Origin of the sequence: Rhizobium tropici CIAT 899 (genome assembly GCF_000330885.1) — a bacterium.
GTDB lineage: Bacteria > Pseudomonadota > Alphaproteobacteria > Rhizobiales > Rhizobiaceae > Rhizobium > Rhizobium tropici.
This window is the reverse complement of record NC_020059.1, coordinates 3,748,011-3,763,026: the sequence shown is the minus strand read 5'-3', so window position 1 is coordinate 3,763,026 and position 15,016 is coordinate 3,748,011. Positions and strand designations below refer to the sequence as shown.

Below are 15,016 nucleotides of genomic sequence, written 5' to 3'. Positions count from 1 at the left end.
CCTGGGCCGCGCCATGCGTCAACTGTCTGCGACACTTCTGAGCGCCCTGCTTGTCTTCCAGCCGATGCTGGCCAACGCGCAATCTGTCTCCGCTGCCGGATCTGCACCCGCGGCCAACCAGCCGGGCGTTGGATCGGCGCCCAACGGCGTGCCGCTGATCGATATCGTCACGCCGAACGCCACCGGCCTCTCACATAATAAGTACGACAACTTCAATGTCGGCACCCAGGGTCTGATCCTCAATAACTTCAAAGGTGAAGTCGGCACGTCGAACTTGGGCGGCGCGACACCCGGCAACCCGAACCTCAACGGCTCCGGCCCCGCTTCTGTCATCCTCAACGAGGTCACCTCAGGCAATCGCTCGGCGCTGAACGGCCCGACAGAAGTCTATGGCGGCAGGGCCGACGTCATCATAGCTAATCCGAATGGGATCACATGCGCCGGCTGCGGCTTCATCAACACGCCAAGAGCGACGCTGACGACCGGTGTACCCAATATCGGCTCCGACGGCAGCTTGACAGGATTCACCGTCAATGGCGGTGATGTCACCTTCGAAGGGGCAGGCGGCAATTTCGCGGCTGCGCCGGGCGCTGTCGATCTGTTCGACGTCGTCTCCCGCCAGATCCATGTCAACGCGCCGATCTACGGCAAGACCGTGCGCCTGACTGGTGGCGCCAGCCAATACAACTATGCCACCGGTGAGGCGACAGCGCTGACCGCCACCTCGGGCACGCCGGAATATGCGATCGACGGCACGGCGCTCGGCGCCATGCAGGCCGACCGCATCAAGGTCGTCGTCACCGAAAAGGGCGCCGGTGTCAGGATGAGCGGCGACATGGCCGCCAATGCCGGCGAACTGTCGCTATCAGCCGACGGCAAGATCTCGATCGGCAATGCGTCCGCACGCGATGGCGTGACCATTACCTCCAAACAGAAGGTCGCAGCCACCAAGGTCACATCGAGGCAGAAGGTTGCAATCCGGGCCGACCAGGGCATTACCCTGCAATCGGTCGCAGCGGATAGCGATATCGTGCTTGCAAACGGCGCCGGCCTGCTCAGCGTATCGGGTGACGTCAACAGCGGCGCGACCGTGCAGATGAGTTCGGGCGGCGGGATTGCCGTCGGAAGCGTCACCGCTGGCAATGGTGCAGCGACGCTTTCCGCAGCCTCCGGCGATATCGCGATCGCTGGTGGGGCTAGTAGCACGGGTGACCTTACTCTGACCGCCGCGGCCGGTTCGATCTCGGCCGCCTCGCTGTTGAGCTACAACAATCTCGCTCTTACCGCTGGTAATAGTCTTGCCGTTTCCGGCAATGTCCTGGCGCAGGGGAATGTCAACGCCACTGCGCGGTCAATCTCCACCGGCATGGTTGTTTCCGGCATCAATATTGCCGCCACCAGTGCCGATCCTGGCGGTAATGTCATTCTTGGCTCGGCAGGCAACTTGAGCCTGACAGCAACCGGCGGCAATATCGCCACTGGCAATCTGCAGTCGGCTGGAAGCCTCAACACCAGTGCGACCGGCAATATCACGGCGGGGAATATTCAATCAGCCGGCAATCTTACCGCGATCGCAACCTCGCTCACGGCCGCTAACGTTACCTCGCATGGCGGGCTCACCGTTAATGCTGCGATGAACGCGAGCGGTCAGATTCTTGGAGCGGGCAATATCCTGATCTCCGGGGCTGGCATTCAGGCGACCGCTATCGCGTCCGGCGTCGACTTTGCCTCAACCAAGGCCGCTGGTGGCAACATCGTCCTAGGTTCGGCCGGCGCACTCGATCTGACAGCTGCCGCCGGCACCATCACGGTCGGCACGTTGCTGTCGGCCGGCAATCTGACCGCCCAGGCTTCCTTGCTGCAGTCTGACAACCTCACCAGTCACGGCAACGTCGGTATCGACGGCGGCATGCGCGTCACCAACCAATTGCTCGGAGCCAGCGATATCACCATCAATGGCAACGCTAATGGTGTCAGCGCCGGTCTGCTTGCATCTGGGGTCAATTTTGCGGCGACCAAGGCCTCCGGCGGCAATATCGTGCTGGCAGGTAGCGGTGATCTGACGATCAACGACAGCGCTGGCGCCATCCAGGTGGGAACCGTGCTTTCAGCCGGTGCGATCAATGCCGCAGGCCAGACCATCACTGCCGATGCGATCACCGGTGGCAAGGACATCACGCTGACCGGCGCCACCAGTCCGACCGCCGGAAGCGGCAGCGTGGCCACGACGACCACAAGCGGTCGCGTTGAGATCAGCGGCCAGGTGCTTGGCGGCGGCAATGTCGGCATTACCGGCTCGAGCATTGCCGCCGATGCCATTGTCTCAGGCGTCGATATCGCCGCCACCAATGCGGCAGGCGGGCGCATCACTCTTGCCCCGACGATCACGGGAACCGGAAATCTGACGTTGACGAGCGCAGGTGCCATCAGCGCTGGAACGCTTCTGTCTGCGGGCGATCTCATCGCGAATGGCGCATCGATAACGTCAGGCAATATCTCCGCGCATCACGACATGACGCTTGGCGGCGTCGTCAGCGTCAGTGGCCAGATTCTCGGCGCCGGCAACGTGCTGATCTCAGGTCAAAATCTGTCGGCACAGACGCTTGTCGCTGGTATCGACTTCAATGCCACCAATGCCGCCGGCGGCAATATCACGCTCGGCGCAAGTGGTGATCTAAAGGTATCGGTCAATGGCGCCGTCACGACGCCCACGATCCAAGCCGCGGGCGTATTTGATGTCAGCGGCGCGTCCGTCACCGCAGATTCGATCATCGGTCACGAGAACATCACCCTTGCTGGTACCACCACGGTCCATAATCAGCTTCTTGGGGGAAGCAACGTCAGTGTCTCCGGGCCAAGCATAAAGGCAGGCAGCATCGTTTCCGGTGTCGACTTTGCCAGGACGGCGGGCGCTAATGGCAACATCGTGCTTGCCAGCACTGGCGACCTGACGCTTGCGGCGGCCAATGCACTCAACGTCGGCTCGCTCCTGTCGGCCGGTAGTCTCGGCGCGGTCGCTTCGAGCCTCACGGCGAACAGCGTGACCGCCCATGGCGATATGAGGCTCGGTGGCGCAATCAACGTAACGCAGCAGATTCTTGGATCCGGGAATGTACTGATCAGCGGCCAAAGCTTGTCGACACAGACTGTGGTGGCTGGCATCGACTTTGGCGCTACCAACACCGCCGGTGGCAATATCGTGCTTGGCCAGGCCGGCGATCTAAAGGTCACGGTCAATGGCGCCGTTACGGCACCAACCATGCAGGCCGCGGGCGTGATTGATGTTAGTGGCTCCTCCATTGCTGCCGATGGGATCACGGGCCACAAGAACATCACCCTTTCCGGCGCGACCGCCGTCAACAACCAAGTCCTTGGCGGCAGCAAAGTCGCCATCTCCGGGCCGACCATCAAGGCTGGCGCGATTATCTCTGGCGTCGATTTTGCCGCCACCGCCGCCGCCAATGGGCATATCGTTCAGACCGCAAGCGGTGATCTGACCCTTGGCTCAAGCGGCGCAATCGACGCCGGAACAGTACTGGCGGCCAGCGATCTCATTGCGAACGGCGCAACGATAAGGGCTGGCAATATCTCCGCCCATCACGACATGACGCTTGGCGGCGTGATCAGCGTCAGTGGCCAGATCTTGGGCGCCGGTAACGTATCGATCAACGGCCCGAGTCTGTCCGCCCAGAGTCTCGTTGCCGGCCTGGACTTCAATGCCACCGATGCGGGTGGCGGCAATGTCGTTCTCGGTCAAACCGGCGATCTGAAGGTCGTAGCAAGCGACTTTGTGACAGTGCCGACGGTTCAAGCTGCTGGCACCATCGATATTCACGCTGCAACGGTCACCAGCGACGCGATTACCGGTCACAAGGACATCACCGTTTCGGCCGTGAGCGGTCCCGTTAACGTGACCAACCAGGTGCTGGGTGGCGGCAAGATCAGTCTCGCGGGTTCTGCCATCAAGGCCAGCGGCATTGTCTCCGGCATCGATTTCACAAGGACGGCTGCCGCCAACGGACATATTGTCCAGACGGCGAGCGGCGACATTTCATTGACGTCGCCGGGCGCCATCAGTGTTGGCACACTGCTCTCGGCTGGCAATCTGAACGCCTTCGGTTCGACGGTCACCGCTGACGGCATCACGGCGCATGGCGACGTGACGCTCGGCGGCGCGATCAGCGTGACAGACCAGATCCTGGGTTCCGGCAACGTATCGATCTCCGGCCAGAGCCTTTCCGCCCAAACCGTCGTGGCTGGTATCGACTTCGATGCGACCAACAGGGCAGGAGGCAATATCGTCCTTGGCCAGTCTGGCAATCTCGCGATTTCGGTCGGCGGTACCGTGGCGGCGCCGACCGTGCAGGCAGCCGGCAGCATCAATGCCGGCGGGGCGACCATCAATGCCAATGCCGTCACCAGCCATGGCAACATCACCTTGTCCGGCTCAACCACCGTCACCAGTCAAGTCCTTGGCGGTGGTAGCATCGCCATCTCCGGTCCAGGCATCAAAGTCGGCACTGTGGTTTCCGGTGTCGATTTCGCCAGAACTGCAGCCGCTAACGGCAATATCGTTCAGACGGCAAGCGGCGACTTGACGCTTACGTCGACCGGCTCGATCAATGCCGGCACATTGCTGGCGGCCGGTGCATTCTCGGCGAACGGCATCACCGTAAACGCCGATACAGTCACGGCGCATGGCGATATTATGCTCAAAGGCACCGGTACGATGACAAGCGCCGGTGTGAACATTGCAGGCCAGATCCTTGGCTCCGGCAACGTGTTGATCTCAGGCCAGAGTCTGTCGGCACAGACTGTCATTGCAGGTATCGATTTCGATGCGACCAACAGGGTAGGCGGTAACATCGTCCTGGGCCAAAGCGGCGATTTGACTGTGAATGTTAACGGAGCCGTTACGGCGCCGACCATACAGGCTGCGGGCAGCATCGACATCAGCGGTGCGTCCGTCACTGCAGCTTCAATCACCGGTCATAAGGATATCAGCCTTTCCGGCACCGCAGTCGGAGGAGTGAATGTCGCCAACCAGGTGCTTGGCGGCGACAGCATCGGCATCTCCGGCCCAAGCGTCCAGGTTGGGACCATCGTCTCGGGTGTCGACTTCGCAGCTACTTCTGCCAACGGCGGGAACATCGTCCAAACGGCGAGTGGCGACATTTCCTTGACGTCGTCGGGCAACATCAGCGGTGGAACACTGCTATCGGCCGGCAATCTCAATGCCTCCGGCTTGACCGTCGGCGCTGATAGCGTAACGGCGCATGGCGCTGTGACGCTCAATGGCGCGGTCAGCGTCACAAACCAGATCCTCGGATCCGGCAACGTTTCGATCACGGGCCAAAGCCTATCCGCTCAAACGATCGTTTCCGGCATCGACTTCGATGCCACTAATGCTGCCGGCGGCAATATCGTCCTTGGTCAACGCGGTGATGTGACCGTGAATGTCAATGGCGCCGTCGCCGCGCCGACCATACAGGCAGCGGGCGCCGTCGATCTCAGCGGCACGTCCGTCGCAGCGGCTTCGATCACTGGCCACAAGGATGTAGCGCTTTCCGGAACGGCCGTCGGGGGCGTGACCGTAGCCAATCAACTGCTCGCTGGCGGCAACATCGGCATCTCAGGTTCGAGCATCAAGGCCGGCGCTATCGTTTCGGGCGTCGATTTCGCCGCGACGGCAGCCGCCAATGGGAACATCGTCCAGACGACAAGCGGCAATCTGACGCTCGCTTCGACCGGTGGGATCAATACCGGGACATTGCTGTCGGCCGGTAATTTTTCCGCCAGCGGCACCGCTGTGACTGCGGACGCAGTCACAGCGCATGGCGACGTCACGCTTAATGGCACCACCAGCGTTACCGGCCAGGTTCTCGGCGCCGGCAACATCCTGATCACTGGCCAGAGCCTGTCGGCCCAATCAGTCGTCGCCGGTATCGATTTTGCTGCTACCAACGCGTCTGGCGGCAATATCGTCCTTGGTCGAGGCGGATTCCTGACCGCCGAGCTCAATGACGGATTGTCTGCATCGACAATGCAGGCCGGCGGTGCCATCAACGTCAATGCAGCTACCGTGACGGCCGATACCGTCACCGGCCACAAGGACATCGCGCTTGCCGGTGCGACCACCGTCCATGGCCAAATCCTTGGTGGCGGCAACATCAGCATCTCAGGCCCGAGCATCGCTGCAGGCGCGATCGTCTCCGGTGTCGACTTTACTCGCACCGCTGCCGCCAACGGCAATATCGTCCAGACATCAAGTGGCGATATGTCCCTGGCTTCGAGCGGTAATCTCACGATCGGCACGCTATTGTCGGCGGGCAATGTCACCGCGCAAGCGAGTAATCTGAGCGCGAATAGCATTACAAGCCATGGTACGATCGATCTGGCGGCCAACGGTCTTGTCAACGTCAGCGGCCAGGTATTATCGGCCGGCAATCTCTCGATCGATGGCGCCAGCCTCAACGCCGGACTTCTGGTCTCCGGCGTGGATTTTACCGCGACGGCAGCCAACGGCGGCAACATCGTGCTTGGAGGGGCCGGTAAGACGGACCTCACCGTCTCCGGCAATGCCACGGCCGGCACGATCTTGTCGGCGGGCGATATCACGGCAAAGACGGCCAACCTCCAGGCGGGTAGCGTCACAAGCCACGGCAATGTCGGCATCATCGGTAACGTCGATGTCAGCAACCAAATCCTGGCCGCGGGCGACCTCACCATCAATGGTGGCAGCATCAGCGCGCCAACCCTGATCTCGGGCATCGACTTTGCCGCCACCAATGCCGCCGGCGGCAACATCGTACTGGCATCGTCTGGCAGCACCAATCTTACGGCCTCCGGCAATCTCACGGCTGGCACGATCCTTTCGGCCGGTGGCTTCATGGCGAATGCGGCTGATGTCATTGCCGACAGCATCACCGCTCATGGCAACGCAGGCATTGTCGGCAATGTCGATATCAGCAACCAGATCATTGCTGCCGGCAATCTCACGGTTAGCGGCGGCCACATCAACGCGCCGACGTTGATCTCCGGCATCGACTTTGCTGCCACCAATGCCCACGGCGGCGGTATAGTGCTCGGAACTGCCGGCGATTTGAATCTGACCGCGTCTGCCGGCCTCACCGCGCCGACCATGCTGTCTGCCGGCGCTATCAATGCCAGTGGGTCCGCGATTGTGGCCAACGCTGTAACCGGGCATGGCGACATTACCCTTGCTGGCAGCAGCAACGTCAATGTGACCGGCCAGCTCCTCAGTGCCGGTGACGTCTTGCTCTCCGGTTCGACCGTCCAACTCGGTCAGGCAGTGACCGGCGTCGATTTCGCTACCACTGCGCGATCGTCAAACGGCGCCATCGCTCTCGGATCAAGCGGCGATCTGACTATTAACGCCGTAAGTGCATCGGCCGGCACGCTGATCGTCGCAGGCAACCTCAACGTGGCGGCAAGCGCCTTTACGGGCGGCAACATCACGGGCCACGGTGCCGTCGCGATCGGCTCATCCACCAGACCCGGCACGGTCAGGATCAGCGGCCAGCTCCTGGGCGCCAGCAACGTCTCGGTGACCGGATCTGGCGTCAGCGGCAACGTCATCGCGGCCGGGGTCGATTTTGCGGCGATGGACCAATCGGGTGCCGGCAACGTCATTCTAGGCCAGGGCGGCAATCTCACGCTCGCGAGCACAGCTGGCGACATCTCTTTCAACAGCCTGCTTGCTGCCGGGACGATTGCGGCCAACGCTGCAAACAATATCGGCGCCAACGCCGTCGCCCATGGCGATCTGTCGCTCACAGCGGGCAACGCCATCACGCTCAACGGCCAATCGCTGGGGACCGGCAATATCAATCTCAACGCCCGGTCGATCTCGATCGATACGCTGGTCTCGGGCGTCGACTTTGCCGCCACCAATGCATCGAGCAACCGCAGCCTGATGCTGCGTCGCGCTGGCACCATGACGCTTGCCGCCTCGAGCGGTAGCATTAGCGCCAATTCTCTGCTCTCGGGCGGTAATCTTTCAGCCACCGCGACGCAAAATATCAGCTACAATAGCCTGCAGAGCCTGGGTAATGCTGCGCTCGCAAGTCCTGGCGCCATTGCCTATACCAACACCACCCGCGTTGGAGGCAGCCTGACCCTTAATACCGGGGCGCTGGATCTTTCGGGCAGCAGGGGCAGCCGGATTGCCGCGGGCGGCACGCTGATCGTCAACGCTTCATCCGCCAATCTCTCGGGAAGCAATCTCGTCTTTGGCGGCCTCAGCCTCAATCTTTCCGGCGGCGCCGATCTCTCCAATGCACAGGTCAGCACAGTCGCCAATGCCGGCGGTTCCGGTGATATCACCATTTCCGCCGCAGGCCTTGCCACCACCGCCGGCACTTCGCTGCTCGCCGCACATGACCTCACGCTCAACCTGCCATCGCTCGGCAACACCGGCCAATTGGCGGCCGGCAACAATCTGGCCTTCAACGTTGCTGGCGATTTCTACAACAGCCCATCCGGTCTCGTCTTTGCCGGCAACAACGCCAACCTCTTCGTCGGCGGCACGCTCACCAACGACCAGGGCGCTATCCTGTCCGGTAACGGCCTTGCCATAGCAGGGCCAGGCGGCGGTCAGCGCAACGGCGCCGTCGTCAACTCTGCCGGTCTCATTCAGTCCGGCGGCTCCATGTCGATCCTGACCAACGGCCTGAGCAACGTCACGACCTCGGCACCGGCGATCCAGCGCAATGTGCAGATTTCCAATGCTATCCTCAGCGCCTATGACGTAATCACCAGGACTTACCGCTGCGCGACCCGTTGCAACGGCTCGGGCGATCATGACCCTCCGACATATACTTGGGTACAAGCAGTCGATCATCTGGTCAGCCAGATCGTTTCGCAGGATCAGTTGATCAGCGGCGCCGGCGCCTCCGCACAGATCCGCGCTGGTGGAGATCTGACCGTCAATGCGATCAATCTCTGGAATGGCTACAGCTCGATCAAGTCCGACGGCAACATGCTCCTTACCGTGGCGGGCACACTCACCAACGACGGCGCGACGCTGAACCGTGTCACCCAGACGATCTGCGACAGCAGCACTCCATGCCAATATTACCCAGACGTCGTCTCCTCCGACCCGACGCAAGGCGGGCAGGATTGCAGCGGCCCCAATCGTCCTTGCATCGGCGGCAACGACCCGACACTCGACTATACGCCGAACCCGAACGGGCGGCGCGATCCGTCGCGCGATCTGAACCCCGGTACCACGGTCAACGTGCAAGTGATCGGCGCTATTTCCGGTGTGATCCAGGCGCGTGGCGCCCTTGCCATCAACGGCGGCGGCGCTGTCAACAATGTCGCCTCCAACGGCTCGATCGCCGGTCAGGTTGCGATCGACGCTCCGGCGACTGCGAACAATCCGCTCGGCGCCCTCAACAGCATGACCGCCGGCGGGGCATTGTTCAATGTCAGTGCGGCGCTTTCAAACGTCGCAGCCAATGGCGGCGCCAACGCCGGCAGCGGTCCGGCGCTTACTGGGAGCGGTCCGACGATCGGTTCGGGACCGGCGGTCGGCAACAGTAATCTGCGAGCCAGCGGTGGCACTTCGATCAACAACGGCACTTTGACGGCAAATAGCGACGTCGCGGTGAGCAACCGGCGCGTGACCGCAACCGACGGTCCTTTGGTCGGCGGCGGCAACATGGCCGTGGCCAACGGTGTTGCGGTCAGCAGCACTGCCGTGACAACGACGGCTGGTACATCGATAGGCAATACTGGCGTGACCGCAGCGGCAGGACCCGCAATCAGCGGCAACACCCTGACGGCTGCTGGCGCTTCGGTCAGTCCGAACAGCCTGATGGGCAAGCTTACCGCCGCGATCGGCAATAGCGGCAATCTCACCCAGATCCTGCAGACGAACGGCACCCAGCTCGCCTCGCTTGCCAAACCTCAGTCCGGCGGGGTCGGCGGCACGGTTCCAGGCCAGGTCTTCCTGTTCGAGACGCGGGCGGCCTTCCTTGACGTCTCCAAGTTCTACGGTTCGGCCTATTTTATAGATCGGGTTGGCTACACGCCCGAGACGAAGGTTCCCTTCCTGGGCGATGCCTATTTCGACAATCAGCTTATCGACGAGCAGATGCGGCAACTGGTCGGCAATGGTCTCGGCGCGGGCTCCTTTGTTCCCGGCGATAACGCCACCGACCAAATGAAGTCGTTGCTCGACAACGGCGTCGCCTACGCCGAGGCGAACGGACTTGGCCTCGGGCAGGCGCTGACGCCACAGCAGGCGGCGTCGCTGACGCAGTCCATGGTCATTTACCAGACCGAGATCGTCGATGGGGCGCCGGTGCTGGTGCCGGTCGTCTATCTTTCGGCCGCCGACCGGGCCAAAACCACGTCCGCGGCAATGATCGCCGGCAACACGGTCAGCATCGATGCGGCAAGCGTCGACAATTCCGGCGCAATTGCCGCAGCAGACGGCATGACCATCAACGCGGGCAGCATCAAGGCCAATGGCGGGGCTTTCCTCGCTGGCGGTAATATGAATCTCAATGCCGAAAACGGCATCACGCTCGCCGCCCAGACCATGAACATCGGCGGACAGACCATGGTTGCCGCCAATGGCGGCGTCACGGCCGGCGGCAACCTTAAGATGGATGCCGGGGCGGGTAGCCTGACGCTGAGCGGGACGAAGGTGGCCGCCGGCGGCAGCGCGCAGCTCTCCGGCCAGACCGTCACGGTTGGCGCCGTCAAGCAGGACAATGGCGGCGTGCAGACACTGGTCGGCACCACGGTGACGACAGGCGGCAATCTGAGCATTGCTGGCACCAATGGCGTCAACATCATCGCCAGTTCCGCCAAGGTCGGTGGCGATCTCTCCGTCTCCTCATCGAACGGTTCTGTCAGCATCATTTCGGCTGGAGTCGACAATACCGTTCTCGGCAAGGACCGCCTGAACCTTTCGCAGGGCGGCACGATCACGACGACAACCAGTCAGATCCAGCAGGGCTCATCGCTCATCGCCGGCGGCGCCATGCTGGTGTCGGGCAGTCAGGGCGTGCTAATCGGCGGCTCGTCGCTCGACGCCGGTGGCAATCTCGGCATCGTTTCGACGAACGGCAATATCGCGATCACGGCCTCGCAGGACCAGACCGCAAGCCAATCGAAGACGATCGCCGGTGCTGCCAATGGCTACAAGGGCGGCCAGTCATCTTCGACCGCCGTCACCAGCAACGCCTCCTCCATTACATCGCAGAACGGCGGCATCACCGTCGAAGCCGATCAAGGCAATATTAGTGTTATCGGTTCGCGCGTGGACGCGGCGGGCAGCAGCACCAACCTCATCGCCAAGGGTGACGTCACGATTGGTGAAGCGACGGATACGGCTTCGTCCTCCAGCAGCAGTGGCAAGCAAAAGAGCAGCGAGACCACCATCACCGTACAGGGTTCTTCCATTGCCGGGCTGACCGGGGTCAATGTTATTTCCAGCGGCGGCAATGTCACGATCTCTGCCTCCAACGTCACCGCTGGCGATGAGACGCATAAGGCCAACGCCAATGTTCAGGCGGATGGAAACATTATTATCGCCTCCGGAAAGGATACGAAGGAGACCACCTCCGACAGCAAGTCGAGCGGCTTCTTGTCCTCCAAAAAGACGCACACCCATAGCTACGACGAAAACAATGTCGGCTCGTCTATTTCGGCCTCCGGCGATATCAACGTCAGCGCTGGCGGCGAGGCGGTCGTTTCCGGGTCAAACATGGCAGCAGGTGGGAACCTTGCTCTTTCGGGTTCGACGGTCACCGTCATGGGTGCCGAGGAGAGCCACGAGAGCGACAGCCAAGTCAAGAAATCCGGTATTGGCGTCGGCTCTGGTGGCGGTTTCATCTCCATTTACGGATCGAAGGATCAGAAGAGCAGCCAAAGTTCGACCGACAATATCGGCTCGACACTGAACTCTGGTGGCTCGACGTCGATTACATCGACCAAGGGCGACGTCAACATCTTCGGATCATCGTCGCATTCTGGCACCGGCACGGCGATTTCGTCAGCGCGCGATGTGAACATCGCACCAGGCGCTGAAGAACAGTCGTCTTCGAGCCAGACCAAGCGCTCCGGCTTCGGAATCAACTTCGCGTCCAACAGCGGAAGCTTGTCGATCGGAATTGGTGTCGGCACCTCGGAAGAGAAGCGTTCGAAAGACGCCAATATCAATGCGGTCACCACGCTGGAGTCCGATGCCAGCATCACAATTGCCGCCAACCGTAATATCAACGATCAGTCCGGTCAGATCCTGGCAGCCGGCCCGATCAGCCTGATCGCCGGCGATAATGTCCAACTGCTCTCGAGCAACGACGTGACCAACGCCTCCGAGATGCAGAAAAAGAGCTTTGCCGGCATCAGCCTGACCGTCCAATCGTCGCTGATTGCGGCCGGGCAACAAGCGGCGCAAGCGGGTAGCCTGTTGTCGAGCGACAATAGCGCCTATGGCATCGCACCCGCAGTACTTGCTGGATATAATGGCTATAAGGCGCTGCAGCAGACCTACCCCGCAGCGACCGCTGCGCCCGACCCGAAAACCGGTTTGCGTCCCCCGGTCGCAGGAATCTCGCTGACGGCCGGCTACAGCTTCAGTGAGAGTTCGTCGCAATCGACGACTTCGATTCCCGTTCCGCCGTCCATCCGCGGGAGTTCCGTCTCCATCGTTGCCGAATCTGGTGACGTCATTGGCCGCGGTGTGCAGATCAGCGCGGGGTTGGGCAAGGACGGTCGTACCCCAGTTGCCTCTGACGACCCCAGAAACGGCAATGTGCTGATTTCGGCAGCCGGCAATGTCGATCTCGAAAGCGTACAGGGAACGTCCGATAGCAAAAGCAGCAGTAAGGCCGGAAGTGTCGGTATCGGCGTCGCCGCAGGCGTCGATATCGGCGGCAACCTCATCGGCGGAGGGCCGACCGCCAGCGCGAGTTTCAACAGCGGCAAGTCGAACGGCACTTCTGTCACGCAGGTCAACTCCAACATTGTGGGAACAAATGTCGTAACCGTCAATGCCGGCGACACGCTCAAGGTGGCGGGCGGCGTGCTATCTGGCAATACGGTCGATGTAAGTGCAGCCAACGGTATTGTCATCGAAAGCCGCCAGGATACCGCCTCCTACAACGAAAAATCCCGAGGGGCCGCACTCGGCATTGGCCCAGGCAGTGGCGGTCTGACCGGTGGTTATAATCAGGGCACGGTGACCGGCGATTATGCCAATGTCACCCAGCAGAGCGGCATTTTTGCCGGATCCGGCGGCTATCACGTCAGCACCAATGGTACGATTGATCTGAAGGGCGGCTTCATCGGCTCGACCGCTGCACCGGCCGACAATATGCTGAATGCGAACCAGATCCTCTATTCCGACATCGGAAACTCGATGTCGGCCTCTTCGACGAGCTACGGCTTCGCCCTCCAAGGCGGTATTCCGGTCCCGGTCGTCGGCCAGCCTACTAAGCAGGGCGATTACGGTGCAACGCTGGCGACGATTACACCTGGGACATGGAATCTCACTGGCCAGAGCCAGGATCTCGCAAGCCTCAATACCGATGCCTCGAAGGCCAACAACCAGGTCGAACCCTTCGACATCGACAAGCTCAAGGCGCAGCAGCAGAGCGCCGCGGCACTGTCGATCCTTCTGAATACGGGAGTCGGCGAACTTTCGCAGCGGCTTGGCTTTGACGAGGGGTCTCCTGAAAAGGTCGCCCTCCATGCAGCGGTCGGCGCTATCGTGTCGAAATTGGCTGGCACCAATATCGGCGCCGGTGCTCTTGGTGGCGCTGCGAGCGAAATCGCCAACGGTGTGCTTCAGCAAGTCCTACAGGCCGATTCCAACCTTTCCGACAATCAGAAGAGCGTCATTACCCAGTGGGTGGCAGCCGCTGTCGGTGCTGCCGTTGGCGGCGCCACGGGTGCCGCGGCTGCCCTCGACAATATCAATTACAACTATCTGACGCATAAGGACGTCGAGGACGCCCGCAAGAAAATCGAGGCGGTTTGCGCCCAGGCTGGGGCTGGCTCGGCGGCATGCACTGCTGCCAAGGAAACTGCCGCAGCTGATTTGGGACGCCTTAATGCAGACCAGAACAATCGCCTCATGGCCTGCCGTGATCCGGCTTGCGTGGAAGCAATCAAAAAGGAGATTATAGATTCCAAGCAGTACTTCCAAGAGGACTATGCAACCCTGCTTGGAATCGATGAGAATGCTGCCCGAATCTTGCTGTATAGCCAGAACGACGCCGAGCACACGCTACAAAACGCGGAAGTGATTGGTAACTATTGCGCCTCAAATCCCGGAGGTAGCTGCGTCTCGATCGCAATTGGTTTAAAACTAGCTCAGCAAGCAGCCCAGGATCTGGTCTACGGCAAGATCGGGGCCGTGGGGGCTCGAACCCCAGGTGGAGCTCTGGCGGATGACGTTCTCGGCAGCACCGAAGGCAAGGCACTTCCTGCCGACTACACTCGCAACACCGATGGTACAATTACCGGGCCTGGCGGTGGAATTTACCGAATTGCGGGCTCCGACTTGGACGGTCAAATAGTTTATAAGGATAGCGGTGGGCGGTATTATACATTTGACGGTGTTAAAACGGATGCTTCCAATCCTGCGGGTCGTCCAGATGTGTCCATTACTCAACAGAGGGCGTATCACCAAGGGTATGTCGATGATGTTACGGATCAGCTCCGCACACAGGGGTATGATGTTCAGAATGACGTCACTTTCCAAAGTTCCTGTGGGACCAGCACCTGTAAGCCGGATATCGTATACCGTCGGCCCGGCCAAACTCAGGTCGGCGGTATTATCGAGATCAAGACTGGAGATGCCCAAAACACCACGAACCAGGCCGCAATTTACCCTCAGATTTCAAACGGGGATGCCGTGCCTTCAGGTCCAATAGCAGAGAAATTGGGACTGGAGCCGGGCGTACCCTTGCGGGATCAAGGTTATCCAAACGGAATTCCTATATATCAAATTACGGCGCCGGGGTTGTAAGCA

The 15,016-nt window shown here is 61.0% G+C and carries 1 protein-coding gene; it reads left to right on the top strand.

From position 1 onward, the window contains the following. Nucleotides 1–13 precede the first annotated feature (13 nt). Nucleotides 14–15,013 (top strand): hemagglutinin repeat-containing protein, encoded by a 15,000-nt coding sequence (locus RTCIAT899_RS31680; RefSeq protein ID WP_015341713.1) that lies wholly within the window; start codon nt 14–16, stop codon nt 15,011–15,013. Nucleotides 15,014–15,016 lie beyond the last annotated feature (3 nt).